The organism is Pseudomonas sp. Irchel 3A18 (assembly GCF_900187465.1).
Taxonomy (GTDB): domain Bacteria; phylum Pseudomonadota; class Gammaproteobacteria; order Pseudomonadales; family Pseudomonadaceae; genus Aquipseudomonas; species Aquipseudomonas cichorii.
This window is the reverse complement of record NZ_FYDI01000001.1, coordinates 228,505-242,309: the sequence shown is the minus strand read 5'-3', so window position 1 is coordinate 242,309 and position 13,805 is coordinate 228,505. Positions and strand designations below refer to the sequence as shown.

The 13,805-nt window shown below is 58.4% G+C and carries 13 protein-coding genes; 4 read left to right on the top strand and 9 right to left on the bottom strand.

The features are described from left to right. Window positions 1-47: 47 nt before the first annotated feature. Window positions 48-674, top strand: a complete 627-nt coding sequence (locus CKW23_RS01125; protein WP_025260766.1) for a TetR/AcrR family transcriptional regulator — start codon at window positions 48-50, stop codon at window positions 672-674. 69 nt (window positions 675-743) lie between these two features. Here CKW23_RS01125 and CKW23_RS01120 read toward each other — a convergent pair whose 3' ends face one another. The 3 genes from CKW23_RS01120 to CKW23_RS01110 all read right to left on the bottom strand — a co-directional run bounded on the left by CKW23_RS01120 (window position 744) and on the right by CKW23_RS01110 (window position 4,744). Beyond that, window positions 744-2,384, bottom strand: a complete 1,641-nt coding sequence (locus tag CKW23_RS01120; protein ID WP_025260767.1) for a methyl-accepting chemotaxis protein — start codon at window positions 2,382-2,384, stop codon at window positions 744-746. A gap of 173 nt (window positions 2,385-2,557) precedes the next feature. Beyond that, window positions 2,558-3,493 carry a LysR family transcriptional regulator gene (locus CKW23_RS01115; RefSeq protein WP_025260768.1) on the bottom strand — a complete coding sequence of 312 codons (936 nt, stop codon included), beginning with the start codon at window positions 3,491-3,493 and terminating at the stop codon, window positions 2,558-2,560. A 141-nt stretch (window positions 3,494-3,634) separates the two neighbouring features. Beyond that, entirely contained in the window at window positions 3,635-4,744 is a 1,110-nt protein-coding gene (locus CKW23_RS01110; protein ID WP_025260769.1) for an MBL fold metallo-hydrolase, read from the bottom strand. 194 nt (window positions 4,745-4,938) lie between these two features. Between CKW23_RS01110 and CKW23_RS01105 the strand changes: the two genes are divergently transcribed. Further along, window positions 4,939-5,559 (top strand): TetR/AcrR family transcriptional regulator, encoded by a 621-nt coding sequence (locus CKW23_RS01105; RefSeq protein WP_025260770.1) that lies wholly within the window; start codon window positions 4,939-4,941, stop codon window positions 5,557-5,559. On the opposite strand, the gene CKW23_RS01100 is transcribed toward CKW23_RS01105, so the two are convergent. Then, a complete protein-coding gene (locus CKW23_RS01100; RefSeq protein WP_025260771.1) occupies window positions 5,543-6,220 on the bottom strand; it encodes a DJ-1/PfpI family protein in 678 nt (225 codons plus the stop codon). The genes CKW23_RS01105 and CKW23_RS01100 overlap by 17 nt on opposite strands. A 115-nt stretch (window positions 6,221-6,335) precedes the next feature. Here CKW23_RS01100 and CKW23_RS01095 point away from each other — a divergent pair, with 115 nt between their 5' ends. Continuing rightward, window positions 6,336-7,379, top strand: coding sequence for a GlxA family transcriptional regulator (locus tag CKW23_RS01095; RefSeq protein ID WP_025260772.1), 1,044 nt, complete (start codon window positions 6,336-6,338; stop codon window positions 7,377-7,379). On the opposite strand, the gene fahA is transcribed toward CKW23_RS01095, so the two are convergent. After that, window positions 7,319-8,614: a fumarylacetoacetase gene (gene fahA, locus CKW23_RS01090; RefSeq protein ID WP_095066890.1), complete on the bottom strand. Its 1,296-nt coding sequence runs from the start codon at window positions 8,612-8,614 to the stop codon at window positions 7,319-7,321. The two genes, CKW23_RS01095 and fahA, sit on opposite strands and share 61 nt — an antisense overlap. After that, complete coding sequence (gene hmgA, locus CKW23_RS01085) at window positions 8,614-9,918, bottom strand: homogentisate 1,2-dioxygenase (protein WP_095066889.1); 1,305 nt, start codon at window positions 9,916-9,918, stop codon at window positions 8,614-8,616. Before hmgA ends, fahA begins: the two co-directional genes overlap by 1 nt. 129 nt (window positions 9,919-10,047) lie before the next feature. Here hmgA and CKW23_RS01080 point away from each other — a divergent pair, with 129 nt between their 5' ends. Continuing rightward, complete coding sequence (locus CKW23_RS01080; RefSeq protein ID WP_038399924.1) at window positions 10,048-10,824, top strand: IclR family transcriptional regulator; 777 nt, start codon at window positions 10,048-10,050, stop codon at window positions 10,822-10,824. 121 nt (window positions 10,825-10,945) lie between these two features. Here the strand turns inward: CKW23_RS01080 and hppD are convergent, their stop codons facing one another. From hppD to glcC, 3 genes are all read right to left on the bottom strand, one after another. Continuing rightward, window positions 10,946-12,025: a 4-hydroxyphenylpyruvate dioxygenase gene (hppD, locus tag CKW23_RS01075; protein WP_025260775.1), complete on the bottom strand. Its 1,080-nt coding sequence runs from the start codon at window positions 12,023-12,025 to the stop codon at window positions 10,946-10,948. A 145-nt stretch (window positions 12,026-12,170) separates the two neighbouring features. Continuing rightward, window positions 12,171-12,836, bottom strand: a complete 666-nt coding sequence (gene maiA, locus CKW23_RS01070; RefSeq protein WP_025260776.1) for a maleylacetoacetate isomerase — start codon at window positions 12,834-12,836, stop codon at window positions 12,171-12,173. A 98-nt stretch (window positions 12,837-12,934) separates the two neighbouring features. Beyond that, window positions 12,935-13,702: a transcriptional regulator GlcC gene (glcC, locus tag CKW23_RS01065; RefSeq protein ID WP_025260777.1), complete on the bottom strand. Its 768-nt coding sequence runs from the start codon at window positions 13,700-13,702 to the stop codon at window positions 12,935-12,937. Between the last annotated feature and the right edge of the window lie 103 nt (window positions 13,703-13,805).

Here is a 13,805-nt window from a genome sequence, read left to right as displayed (position 1 = left end):
TATACTTTTAGTAAGTTACACCATTAAGTTACTTTTGGTAGGTTTCCATGTCAAGCACTGACACGTCAGTACAGAACCCAGACCCGCAACCGCGCCGCCGGTTATCGCGAGATGACCGGCACCGCCAATTGCTCGACGTGGCATGGCAACTGGTGCGCGAGGAAGGGACTGAAGCGCTGACGCTGGGGAGGCTCGCCGAGCAGGCAGGCGTGACCAAGCCCGTGGTCTATGACCATTTCGGCACCCGTGCCGGATTACTGGCAACGCTCTACAAGGATTTCGACGAACGCCAGACAGCCCTGATGGACGCGGCCTTCCAGACAAGCGATGCGACCCTGATCAACAAGGCCGATATCATTGCATCGTCCTATGTGGACTGCGTCGTTTTGCACGGGGGCGAAATATCCGGTGTCGTCGCCGCATTGGCCAGCTCACCGGAGCTTGAGAAGATCAAGCGGGAGTATGAGGCCATCTTTCTGGAAAAGTGCCGAAATGCCCTGGCTCCGTTTTCCCCCTCAGGCATCATTTCACAGGCTGGCCTGCGAGCGATGCTGGGGGCTGCAGAAGCCTTGTCCAATGCCGCTGCAAGCGCAGAGATCACCTCAGCTCAGGCAAAGGCTGAACTGCTGGAAACCATCACAGCGATGGTCGAAAGGAACAAAAAACCTTCCTGAATGAAAAAGGCAGGATCACTCACCCTCAGTGATCCTGCCCTCCTCTCACCCTGAAAGAATGCCAAAGCCTTAAAGCTGGAACTTCGCCACCAGCACATTGAAGGACGTGGCCAGACGCGAAAGCTCCTGACTCGACGCACTGGTCTGGTTGGCACCCGCCGCGCTCTGGGTCGACAGGTCCTGGATGTTCAGCAGATTGCGGTCCACTTCACGCGCCACCTGGGCCTGTTCTTCGGAAGCCGAAGCAATCACCAGATTGCGTTCGTTGATGGTCGCGACACCGTCGGTAATCTTGACCAGCGCCGAACCTGCACGCTCTGCCAGCTCCTGAGTATTGGTGGCCAGCGACAGGCTCTTGCCCATGGCCGCAACCGCACCGTCGGCACCCGACTGGACAGTACCGATCATGCCTTCGATTTCCACGGTCGAAGCCTGAGTGCGATGAGCAAGAGCACGCACCTCATCGGCCACCACGGCAAAACCGCGTCCCTGCTCACCGGCACGGGCCGCTTCAATGGCAGCGTTCAACGCCAGCAGGTTGGTCTGTTCAGCGATGCTGCGGATCACTTCCAGCACCTTGCTGATATCACGGACATGACCGGCCAGTTGCGCAACCGCCTCGGTCGATTGAGTAATTTCGCTGACCATGGTGGTGATGCCCTTGACGGTCTGATCCACCTGGCCACGGCCATGCACAGCATCTTCAGTAGCGGTTTTCGAGGCTTCGGACGTCGAGACGGCGTTGCGGGCAACTTCTTCGACAGCGGCAGTCATCTGGTTGACAGCAGTGGCCGCCTGCTGGATCTCGTCATTCTGACGGGTCAGCCCACGAGTGCTTTCGTCTGTGACAGCGCTCAACTCCTCGGCTGCTGAAGCCAGTTGTCCGGACGCGCTGGCGATCTCCTGAATGGTGTGTTTCAAACCACGCTGCATGTCGGACAAGGCATTGAGCAATTGCCCGGCTTCGTCACCACGGTCGGAAGCGATCGATAGAGTCAGGTCACCCTTGGCAATACGCTGGGCACTGGCGACCGCAACGGCCAGCGGACCGGTGATCATGCGCGTGATCAGAATGCCCAGAAGGATTGCGACCACAAAGGCAATCGCAATCCCCACCAACAGCAGCAGCGTAGAGCTGGACTTGAGTTCGGCGGCGGCGACGGCACCTTCCTTGATCTGGCGATTATTGGAATCGATCATGACCCGCAGCAGGCTACGGGCTTTTACAAAGTCCTCGCCAGACAAAGTATTCAGACGACTGCGAGCTTCGGTCAGATTACCCGCCGTCATGAGTTCAGACACCTTCCGGGCACCCGAGATATAAGCAGGCATAAGCTTCTCGAACTCATCACCGGCAGCACGCTCATCGTCTTCCAGAGGCGTGGCGCGGTAGGTTGCAAAAACCTTCTGCATACGCTCCAGATCCGACGCCAGCGCCTGGCGAACCCGCTCCTTGTCTGCCTCCGAGACACCGCCATCCTGGGCATCGAGCAATCTGTAGAGCCCACGGTTATGGGCCGTCAGGCTGGTCAGGGTTTCATTGGTATTGCCCACCGAGACCAGATTGTTGGAAAAGGTCAACGCCAGCGCATCGGACAGCCTACTGATTCCAACCATACCCAAGCCACCTACGGCCAAGGTAATCAGGGCACAAACGATAAAGGCTGCCAGCAGCTTGGTCGAGAATTTGGACTGACTCAGAATATTCATGTTGCGGACTCGCAGAAAAGGAGAAGGGCCAGATGAAAGATTTTTTAGGAAGCATCACTATGACATCATTATGCCGCCATAAATTCGCCACACATCTATAAGAATCTTCTTTTCTCTGCGATTTCTGTTTCTGGCTGGTGGTTCAAGCCTGCCCTGGCCTTTGCAGCGACGTGTTAAAGCAGCCCCTGCTCCGCACAAACCTTCACCACCTGCTCGCGAAACCAGCCATTGGCTTCGTCTTCCTCGACTTCCCTGCTCCAGGCCATGTCCAGGGTGAAGCCCGGCAAGTCAGGAGGCAGTTCAAATACAGCAACCCAGGGCTCGGTGGCCAGCAAGGTCTGGATACGGCGCGGCAGGACCAGTATGAAATCGGTCCCTTCAAGCATTTGCAGGGCGGCGCGGTAGCTGGTGGCGCGGGTGATGATGTGGCGTTCGCGGCCCTGACGATGTAACCAGCCATCCACCATATTGGTGTCGGACGTCCAGGGTGTCGGATACACATGATGACGCTGAGTGAAGGTTTCCAGATCGATGCTGGCGCACTGGGGCGCGAACTGTGCGTCCATGACGCAGACCAGATCGTCTTCCAGCAGAACCTGGCTCATCAGCCCTTCGGGAATGCGATGAAAGCCTGGGCCGAAACACAAAGCCAGATCGTACTGGCCCTCATTCAGAGCCTGGCCAGGCAGCTCCTTGCTCAGCTTTTGAACGTTGACGGTCACGGTAAATCCGGCAGCGATAAAGCTGCGCATCAGGTGCGGCAGGACCAGCAGCTCGAAATACTCGGGGGCACAGACCGTGAAGGTTGTCTGCCGGCTGGTGGGGTTGAACAGTTGCAGCCCGTCATGACACAGATTGATCTTCTGCAGGATCTGTTGCACATGGCTGTGCATGGCAATGGCCTTGCGTGTCGGGCGCATCCCGTTACGGGTGCTGATGAACAGATCGTCCTCGAAATTGGCGCGCAACTTCTTCAAACAGTAACTGACCGTCGACTGGCTGACATGCAGTGCTTCCGACACCAGCGTCAGATTGCGCAGCTCGTAGACCGAGGCGAAGACCATCAGGTCCTGCATGTCGAGCTTTCTGAGAGCATTACTGTTGAGCATCGAGTCATCTCATGGCACTGACGGCGGATCGGATCAGCGCAAGAAAGATAACATCAAAATACGATCACGCCGCCTCCCCTTCCATAAGCTTCGCTCTCTTCGGAGCCAACCTCGTTACACGGTGTAACAGGCCTCGAAACATCAGGCATTCTGCCGGCGGCAGTTGCCGCAACCTTGAGATTCGCGCCTGGTTACGGCAGCCTTGACGGGCTCTGCCGGCTCGTCGACTTCATCCACTTCCAGCCACCAGGTTTCGCCACGGCAAGGATACTGGATGTAGAACGGCTGCCCCATCCGCGGCGTGGTAATGGAAACATTCTGCTCCCACGCCAATGTCAGAATGCGGTCGAACGGTTCGTGCCAGGCATGCATCGCCAGATCGAAGGTGCCATTGTGAATCGGCAGCAGCCAGCGACCACCCAGGTCGATATGCGCTTGCAGGGTTTGCTCCGGTTGCATATGCACATCCGGCCACTGGACGTTGTAGGCACCGGTTTCCATCAGCGTCAGGTCGAAAGGCCCATATTGCTCGCCGATGGTCTTGAAGCCATCGAAGTAGCCGGTGTCGCCACTGAAGAAGATCCGCTGCTCATCCGTGAGGATCACCCAGGACGCCCAGAGGGTTTTATTGCTGTCTAGCAGGGTCCGTCCGGAAAAGTGCTGCGATGGCGTAGCGACGAAACGGATGCCCGACACTTCGGTGGACTGCCACCAATCCAGTTGCCGGACCTTGTGCGCAGGCACCCCCCATTCGATCAGGGTATCGCCCACGCCCAGAGGCGTCAGGAAATGCTCGGTCTTGTCCATCAGCGTCTTGATGGCCATGTGATCAAGATGATCGTAGTGGTTATGCGACAGAATCACCGCCTTGAGTGACGGCAGTTCTTCAAGGCTGATCGGCGGCTGATGAAAACGTTTCGGGCCAGCCCACTGCACCGGCGAAGCGCGCTCGGCAAAGACCGGATCGGTCAGCCAGAACTCATTGTGCAATTTGAGCAGCACGGTGGAGTGCCCAAGGCGGAACACCGTCTTGTCCGGTGCCGCCAGCAGTTGCTGGCGCGACAGGGGTTGAACAGGAATCTCGCCGGCGGGCCGGGTGTCTCTGGGTTTGTTGAACATGGCATTCCAGAACACCCCGAGCGTGCGGACAAACCCCAGTGACTTGACTGGCGCGTGGTTACGGTAGCGCCCCTCGTGACGAGACAAGACAGGCAATGAAGAAGCATCGGTTTTGGGGGTTGTCATGGCCATGATTTGCAGACTCCTGAGAACAGGTCGAGATTCCTGACATGCGGCTTCAAGCTATACGCACCTTGCGGGACGTAGCATGAAAAATGTGCAACAGTGTTTTACACTACACGGTGTAGTTTTAAGCTTGCATCATTCGCCACGACAAGTAAACTGCCGAGTGTACTTTTCTCTAAACGCACGTTTGAAGCGAACTTATGAAAGCCCCCATGCGACTTACCGACCAGAAACGCGAATCCATTGTCATGGCAGCCATTGCCGAATTTCGTGATCGTGGTTTTGAAGTCACCAGCATGGATCGCATCGCTGCGCGGGCCGAAGTCTCAAAACGTACGGTCTACAACCACTTCCCCAGCAAAGAAGAGCTTTTTGCGGAAATCATCCAGCGCCTGTGGACGTGCGCGGCCCCATCGCCCGACGCGCCTTATCGACGCGATACCAGCCTGCGCGAACAGTTGCGCGACTTGTTGCGACACAAGATGGACTCCCTGACGGACAGCAACTTCCTGGACCTGGCACGGGTGGTCATCGGCGCCACCATTCACTCTCCCGATCGTGCTCAAACGTGGATGACCCGCATCAACGAACGTGAAGAGACGTTCACCACATGGATTCGCGCCGCCCAGAATGATGGACGCCTCAAACCCACCGACCCGGGCTTCGCCGCCTCCCAGATGCATGCCCTGCTCAAGTCCTTCGCCTTCTGGCCGCAATTGACCCTCAATGCCGACATTCTCACCCCCGAGAAACAAGACGAAGTGATCGAATCGGCACTGGACCTGTTTCTGGGCTGGTACGAGATCAAGCCCGGTCAGTGATGCGCCTGACGATCTCGTGCCGCTGCTCAAGGGATGCGGCCAGACGCTGATGGGTCATGGCCAGAATCCTGGCGGGCGCAGTCGTTGGATTACCCGCATTGAAAGGCGGTGCCGGAGCGTATTCCAGTTGCAGTTGAATCGCCTGGGCCCGCTCTCCCTCAAAGAGTTCAGCCACCAGCGTCAGGGCGAAATCGATCCCGGCCGTCACCCCGCCACCGGTCACCAGATTGCCATCGCGCACCACACGTCCCTGAGTGGCAATGGCCCCAAAGGCCGCCAACAAAGGATGCGAGGCCCAATGAGTGGTTGCGCGTCGTCCTTGTAAAAGCCCTGCGGCCCCCAACACCAGTGCGCCAGTACAGACGGAGGTGACATAACGTGCCGTGCGAGCCTGGTGCCGGATAAATGCCAGAGTCTGTTCGTCCTCCAGCAAGGCATTGATACCAAGCCCGCCGGGAATGCAAATGACGTCCAGCGGTGGGCAGTCATTGAAATCCACCGTCGGCACCAGTGCCAGCCCGGTACTGGAGGTGAGTGGCGCCCGGCTCTTCCAGACCAGATGCACCTTGACCCCGGACAAAGAAGCAAAGACTTCGTAAGGCCCGGTCAGGTCCAGTTGCTGAACATCGGGAAACACCAACAGGCCGATATGCAACGTCATCTCGGTAACTCCATGCAGAAAGTGGGTGGACGCATGAACTGTATCTGGATAGCCTTTGGCAGACATGCCACAAAACCCACTAATTACGCCATTCACATCAAATGAAGGTTTCTGCATGGCTGACAGCCCGAAAATCGTCCATATCGTTGCCTTCGCCGATGTTCAGGTCCTGGATGTCTGCGGCCCTTTGCAGGTGTTCGCCTCGGCCAATCGACGCCTGGAAGGGCTGGGCACACCGCTGCCTTACGCCATGAAGGTCGTGGCGGCAGAACCGGGCAGTGTCATGTCGTCAGCAGGGCTGGGCTTGCAGACATGGCCACTGCCTGCCGCCGAACCTTGCGACACCTTGATCGTCGCCGGTGGTCGAGGCATTGGCGCAGCCATGGAAAATGCAGAACTGGTGAACTGGATACAGCAGCAGGCCGCGACGGCCCGACGGGTGACATCCGTCTGCTCTGGTGCATTTCTTCTGGCCCAGACCGGGCTTCTGGACAATCGCCGCGTGGTGACCCACTGGGATAGCTGCGACAGACTGGCCAAGCGCTTCCCGAGTTTACGGGTCGATCCCGATCCGATCTTCGTCAATGACGGGCGCTTCTGGACTTCGGCGGGGGTCACGGCGGGCATAGATCTGGCACTGGCTCTGATCGAACAGGACCTCGGACACGCCATGGCGTTGGCGGTGGCCCGTGATCTGGTGGTTTTCCTCAAGCGTCCCGGTGGACAGGCGCAGTTCAGCAATGCACTGTCGATGCAGCAAGCCAGCCATCCCACGGAGAACCGCTTCGCCGAGTTGCATGGCTGGCTGATGGAGAATCTGGATGCAGACTTGTCGGTCGCCAGCCTCGCCGCCCGCACCGGAATGAGCGAGCGCAGTTTCGTGCGCCACTACAGCGCCCAGACCGGCACCACACCGGCCAAGGCTGTGGAGCAGCTTCGCGTGGAAGCTGCGCGGCGGCTGTTGAGTGAAAGCACCCTGGCGATCAAACGCATTGCCTCACAATGCGGCTTTGGCAGTGAAGAAACACTGCGCCGCAGTTTCCTGAGGGCAATGTCGGTCACGCCCCAGGCGTATCGGGAACGCTTCAGGCACCAGGCTCAGCCCAGCACCACACCCCGACACTCCCCGAACCCGATAGACACCAGCCCTTCGCGATGACAGCGGGCGCGCAGGATCACTTCATCGCCCGGCTCCAGAAAGCGCCGCTCTTCGCCATTGGGCAGTTTGACAACCTGCTTGCCGCCTTCGGTCATCTCCAGCAGGCTGCCAAACTGCCCGGCCTGCGGACCGGAAAGCGTTCCTGTACCGAACAGATCCCCTGGTTGCAGCTTGCAGCCGTTGACGCTGTGGTGCGTGACCATCTGCGCCACGGTCCAGTACATGTTCAGGCTGTTGCTCAGGGCCAGACGATAGGGCTCCATGCATTGAGCCTTCATCTGTTCGGTCAGCAACAAGACCTCCAGTTCGATATCCAGCGCACCGTTTTCCTGATCAGCAGGATCGAGCAGGTACGGCAACGGCTGCGGGTCGCCTTCGGGACGCGACGGTTGGGCGCTGCGAAACGGAGCCAGGGCTTCAGCGGTCACTACCCAGGCAGAAATCGTCGTGGCAAAGCTCTTGGACAGGAACGGGCCCAGCGGCTGATATTCCCAGGCCTGGATATCCCGCGCCGACCAGTCGTTGAGCAGGCAGAAACCGGCGATATGCTCGCTCGCCCGATCAATCGCAATCGGCGTGCCCTGCTCATTGCCCGGCCCGATCCACACGCCCATTTCCAGCTCGTAATCCAGCCGTTTGCAGGGGCCGAATACCGGTACTTCCTGACCCGGCGCCAATGTCTGGCCATTGGGGCGTTTGACCGGTGTCCCGGAGATGCACAGCGTTGACGCCCGACCGTGATAGGCGATGGGCACGTACTTATAGTTGGGCAGCAAGGGGTTGTCCGGGCGGAACAACTTGCCGACGTTCATCGCGTGATGAATGCCCACGTAAAAGTCGGTGTAATCCCCTATCCTCGCCGGCACATGCAGGCGGCACTCGCTCATCGGATGCAGCAGATTACTGACGGCTTCCAGGCGAGTACGTTGCGGACTGTCTTCTGCGAGCAGGTGCAACAAGGCATGACGCAAGGTCCGACGCGCTGTTGCACCCAGCGCAAAGAAATCATTCAACTGATCGCGGCTGGCGACGTCTGCAACCTTTTGCGCTTCTCCCTCGAAGAAACCGGCCTGCACCGCCGCTTGCAGGTCGAACACCCGATCACCGATGGCCACACCGCCACGGGGGCCTGTATCACCGTGGCTGAACACACCCAGCGGCAGGTTCTGCAAGGGGAAATCGGGATGACCATTGGCCGAGGCAATCCAGCAGTGGCGGGTTGAAGAAGCATTCATCAAGGCTGTTCCTTATTGAAGAGGCTGGCCATGCCATTCCAGCAAGCGTCGTAGTCGCGTTGCAGTTGCTCACAGTCCAGGGCGTGGCGGCTTGGGCGCAGGACCTTGCCAGTCTCGAACATGAAGGCCAGGGTGTTATCGATTTTGTGGGGTTTGAGTTCGGCGGCAATGGCTTTTTCTGCGGTGGCATTGTCAGGGCCGTGGGCGCTCATGCAGTTGTGCAGCGATGCCCCGCCCGGCATGAAACCTTCGGCCTTGGCATCGTAGACACCCTCGATCAGGCCCATGAATTCGTTCATCAGGTTGCGGTGGAACCACGGAGGCCGGAAGGTGTTTTCCGCCACCATCCAGCGCGGCGGGAAGATCACGAAGTCGATATTGGCCTGCCCGTGAACCGCGCCCGGAGCCGTGAGCACCGTGAAGATCGAAGGGTCTGGATGATCGAAACTGACCGTGCCGATGGTATTGAAACGACGTAAGTCATATGTGTACGGCACGTTGTTGCCATGCCAGCCCACCACGTCGAAGGGGGAATGATCCAGTTGCGTGGACCACAGCTCGCCGAGAAACTTCTGCACCAGCTCAACCGGTGCGTCGCTGTTCTCGAACCGGGCAGTGGGCGCCAGAAAATCTCGCGGGTTGGCCAGCCCGTTGCTGCCGATGGGCCCCAGGTCCGGCAGGCGCAACGCACTGCCGTGGTTCTCGCAGATATAGCCACGGGCAGTGGCATCCAGCAGTTGCACGGTGAATTTCATGCCACGAGGCAGCACTGCGATTTCCTGCGGCGCGATATCCAGCAGCCCCAGTTCGGTGACGATGCGCAACCGCCCCAACTGCGGCACAACCAGCCACTCGCCATCGGCATTGAAGAACGCTCGCTGCATTGAGGCATTGGCACGGTACACGTAAATGCTCACACCCTCTGCCTGATCGGCCGCGCTGGTGCTGGCCAGCGCTATCAGGCCGTCGATGAAATCCATGGGCTCAGCCGGAATATCGAAAGCATTCCAGCGCAGGCGATTGGGCGTGATCGGGCCTTGTTCAAGGCCCGTGATCTGCCGGGACAGGCGCTCATATCGAGGATGGGCAGCCGAGGGTTTGATTCGGTATAGCCAGGTACGCCGGGCCTCGGCGCGCGGGACCGTGAAAGCCGTGCCGGACAACAATTCGGCATAAAGCCCCAATGTGTGTTTTTGCGGAGAGTTCTGACCGACCGGCAACGCACCGGGCAACGCTTCACTGCTGAAGTGATTGCCAAAACCGGATTGATACACCAGTGGTTCGTGATCGGGATGAATAGGCATCTGGACCTCTTGTTTTTATTGGGTCGCATAGCGGCGAATCAAAAATCGTAAACCGATTACGAATAACGTAATTTGAGTTTGAGGTGTGGTCAAGCTATAAAAGCTGCCTTTCCAGACTGGCACACCCTCATGACCGACGAAATCGAAAGCCCTGCAAACGGACGCCAGCAAAAGGTTCAGGCGGCCGAAGTCGGCCTGGGAGTGCTCAAGGCTCTGGCCGAACTGACGCCTTCGACTTCGCTGTCGAAACTGGCCGAGCATCTGGGCATGCCGGCCAGCAAGGTCCATCGATACCTACAGGCGCTTATTGCCAGTGGTTTTGCCGAACAGGACGGGGCCACCAACCACTACGGGCTGGGCCGCGAAGCGCTACACGTCGGCCTGGCCTCGCTGGGCAAGCTGGATGTGCTAAAAGTCGCCGCACCTCATCTGGCGACCTTGCGCGACGAACTGAATCAAACCTGCTTCCTGGCAGTCTGGGGCAACAAAGGGCCGACTGTGGTCTATGTCGAGCAATCCACAGGCGCAGTCACGCTGGTGACGCAGATCGGTTCGGTATTGCCACTGCTGAGTTCTTCTACCGGCCTGGTATTCGCCAGCTTTCTGGCGGACAGGGAAACAGCCGCCCTAAGGGAACAGGAAATCCCTCACCTGAACGCAGCGCAGCTAAAAGACGTCGAGCAGCATGTCCAACAGATTCGCGCCAACGGCGTGCATCAGATTCAAGGGTTGCTGATGCCCGGCGTCAACGCGGTGTCTTCTCCGGTTTTTGCCATGGGCAACAAACTGGCGGGCGTGGTGACAGTGGTGGGATCCGGCGCGCTCCTGACCGGCAAGGCACAGGACCTTGCGGCCAGACAATTACTTGCAACGGCACAGGCGATCAGTGGGCGGATGGGCGGCTGAAAGCTGAAAGTCATAAGTTGCAAGCCATAAGCTGCAAGCTGCAAGATTAGAAGCCCATCTGCTCTTTCTTGCAGCTTGTAGCTTGTAGCTTGTAGCTTGCAGCTTACAGCCCTCCCCCCTCCTACTCCTCCGCCATCAACACTCCACGCCGAATCTGATCGCGTTCGATCGACTCGAACAGCGCCTTGAAATTGCCCTCGCCGAATCCATCGTCTCCCTTGCGCTGGATGAACTCGAAGAACACCGGCCCCAGCAGGGTTTCGGAAAATATCTGCAACAGCAGGCGGCGCTGGCCACCCTCGGAGGAGCCATCGAGCAGGATGCCGCGGGACTTCAATTCGGCTTCCGGCTCACCATGGTCAGGCAGGCGGCCTTCAAGCATTTCGTAGTAGGTCTCCGGCGGCGCGGTCATGAAGCGCATGCCGGTAGCCTTCAAGGCATCCCAGGTCTTGATCAGGTCATCGGTGAAGAACGCCACATGCTGGATGCCTTCGCCATTGAACTGCATCAGGAACTCTTCGATCTGGCCTGCGCCTTTGGAGGACTCTTCGTTCAGGGGAATACGGATCATGCCATCGGGTGCGGTCATGGCCTTTGACGTCAGGCCGGTGTATTCACCCTTGATATCGAAGTAGCGAATCTCACGGAAGTTGAACAGCTTTTCATAGAAATTCGCCCAGTAAGCCATGCGTCCGCGATAGACGTTGTGGGTCAGGTGATCGATGAACTTCAGGCCTGCGCCCTCTGGATGCCGGTCCACGCCTTCGATGAAGTTGAAGTCGATGTCATAGATCGAGGTGCCTTCACCAAAACGGTCGATCAGGTACAGCGGCGCGCCGCCGATGCCCTTGATCGCCGGCAAGCGCAACTCCATCGGCCCGGTGGCGATTTCGACAGGTTGGGCACCCAACTCAAGGGCGCGGCTATAGGCCTTTTGTGCATCCTTGACCCGAAACGCCATGCCACACACCGACGGCCCGTGTTCGGCCGCGAAATAGGAGGCCAGGCTATGGGGTTCGTTATTGAGAACCAGGTTGATCGCGCCCTGGCGATACAGCACCACATCCTTGGAGCGATGGGTCGCAACCTTGGTAAAGCCCATCATCTCGAAGACAGGTTCAAGGACATTGGGGGTCGGCGAGGCGAATTCGATAAATTCAAAGCCCATCAGGCCCATCGGGTTTTCGTATAGATCAGCCATGGTCTGGCTCCTTGCAGGAAAAGTGAGAACGCGGGACAGCCCAAATCACTTTTCTGCGGGCGGCGCGCAGGACACGCCCCGAACACTGCGGGCCAGGAAGTCACCAAAAATCAGTTGCAAACCCAATGTTTTCATAAGTTTCAGCCTAGTCCGGCTTGTCCGGTTGTGCATCCGGGTGGGCCTTCAGGAAGGCGGGAGATTGCAGCGCCTGTCGTTCGACCTGGACGATACGCGGATAAGCGCTCAGGTCGACCTTGAAGCGCCGCGCCGCATAGACCTGCGGTAGAAGATACACATCTGCCACGCTGGGCACATCTCCAAAACAGAACGCCGCCCCGTCAATCAACTGTTCGACGGTATTCAGGCCTTCGCCTATCCAGTGGCCAATCCAGCCTGTGATATCAGCCTCGTCATGCCCCATACCGCGCAGGCGGTTGAGCACCGAGACATTGTGCAGCGGGTGAATATCACACCCGATCACGGCGGCCACCGTCCGCTGCCGGGCGCGTAGCAGCAGGTCCGATGCGAGCAGAGGCGGCTGCGGATAACGCTCTTCGAGGTATTCGATAATGGCAGGCGACTGGGTGATGACCTCACCGCTCTCAAGCCTCAAGGCAGGCACCCGCCCCTGAAGATTGACGGCCTTGTAGGCGGGCTTGAGATGTTCGCCCACCTCACCGGCCAGATTGACCGCAATTGCAGTGTAATCCAGCCCCTTGAGAGCAAGAGCGATGCGCACGCGGTAACTGGCCGTCGAACGGTAGTAGGTAAACAGGTCCTGCCGGGCAGTATCGTGTGGGAGCGAATTCATTCGCGACAATCCCTCAGGCGCACGCATTATTATTTTTTTGTAAACAGATTACGTTATGCGTAAATTGCGTGATCACTCTTCGCCTGTCAAGCCGCCCCTCAAACCCACCCTTGCAGACGCAAGGTCGAGCGCACCAGACGCTGCTCCTCGTTTTCGATTTCCCGCAGGTTTTCACAGATGCTCTGGATGTGTGCGAGGGCCGCCTTGCGGGCCTGCTCAGGGAGACGGCCGGTCACGGCGTTGTACAGGCGAGCATGTTGGCGGTCGATCTGACGCTTTTGCGGCTCACGATGATAGAGGTTGTTGACCGAGGCATAGACCGTGTTGAGCAGCAGGTCGGTGAGCGAGCGCAAGGTTTGCACCAACACCGGATTATGCGAAGCCTCACAGATCGCCAGATGGAAGGCGTGATCCAGGCGAGCGTGTTCACTGGCTTCAAGCTCCCGGCTCTGGGCCGCCACCAGAGCGTCATAGCTTCGTGTGATCAGAACAAAATCCGCATCGGTGCCGCGCAAGGCCGCAAGCCGCGCCGATTCGCCTTCCAGCAGGCTGCGTACTTCAAACAGGTCATACAGGGTGCGCGGTTGCGAACCGAACAGATGCATCAGCGGCGATACCTGCTGCTGGCTGTTCATGTGCGCGACAAACGACCCTTTGCCCTGCTCGGTTTCGATAATCCCCCGCGCCCGCAGCAGCTTCAGCCCTTCGCGCAAGGCTGTACGGGAAACGCCAAGCTTTTCGGTCAGGCGACGCTCGGAGGGCAAGAGCTGCCCCACTTTCAGGACGCCATCGACGATCAGCCTCTCGATACGTTCACAGACCACATCCGCCACTTGTGTCGGCCGCGGCTTCTTAGAACCGTTCATCCTCACTCCAACTGGTATGACCAGATTCAGGGGAAAACCGATGGCGAACCAAACCAATAACAAGACATTGATTAAAAAGGTCTTTTTCAAGATAAAGCACCGC

Excerpts from the sequence above, each read along its gene's own strand:
- CKW23_RS01110 (WP_025260769.1), bottom strand. The coding sequence starts at position 4,744 with ATGGCCATGACAACCCCCAAAACCGATGCTTCTTCATTGCCTGTCTTG.
- CKW23_RS01105 (WP_025260770.1), top strand. The coding sequence starts at position 4,939 with ATGAAAGCCCCCATGCGACTTACCGACCAGAAACGCGAATCCATTGTC.
- CKW23_RS01100 (WP_025260771.1), bottom strand. The coding sequence starts at position 6,220 with ATGACGTTGCATATCGGCCTGTTGGTGTTTCCCGATGTTCAGCAACTG.
- CKW23_RS01125 (WP_025260766.1), top strand. The coding sequence starts at position 48 with ATGTCAAGCACTGACACGTCAGTACAGAACCCAGACCCGCAACCGCGC.
- CKW23_RS01115 (WP_025260768.1), bottom strand. The coding sequence starts at position 3,493 with ATGCTCAACAGTAATGCTCTCAGAAAGCTCGACATGCAGGACCTGATG.
- CKW23_RS01120 (WP_025260767.1), bottom strand. The coding sequence starts at position 2,384 with ATGAATATTCTGAGTCAGTCCAAATTCTCGACCAAGCTGCTGGCAGCC.
- CKW23_RS01080 (WP_038399924.1), top strand. The coding sequence starts at position 10,048 with ATGACCGACGAAATCGAAAGCCCTGCAAACGGACGCCAGCAAAAGGTT.
- fahA (WP_095066890.1), bottom strand. The coding sequence starts at position 8,614 with ATGAATGCTTCTTCAACCCGCCACTGCTGGATTGCCTCGGCCAATGGT.
- maiA (WP_025260776.1), bottom strand. The coding sequence starts at position 12,836 with ATGAATTCGCTCCCACACGATACTGCCCGGCAGGACCTGTTTACCTAC.
- hppD (WP_025260775.1), bottom strand. The coding sequence starts at position 12,025 with ATGGCTGATCTATACGAAAACCCGATGGGCCTGATGGGCTTTGAATTT.
- glcC (WP_025260777.1), bottom strand. The coding sequence starts at position 13,702 with ATGAACGGTTCTAAGAAGCCGCGGCCGACACAAGTGGCGGATGTGGTC.
- CKW23_RS01095 (WP_025260772.1), top strand. The coding sequence starts at position 6,336 with ATGGCTGACAGCCCGAAAATCGTCCATATCGTTGCCTTCGCCGATGTT.
- hmgA (WP_095066889.1), bottom strand. The coding sequence starts at position 9,918 with ATGCCTATTCATCCCGATCACGAACCACTGGTGTATCAATCCGGTTTT.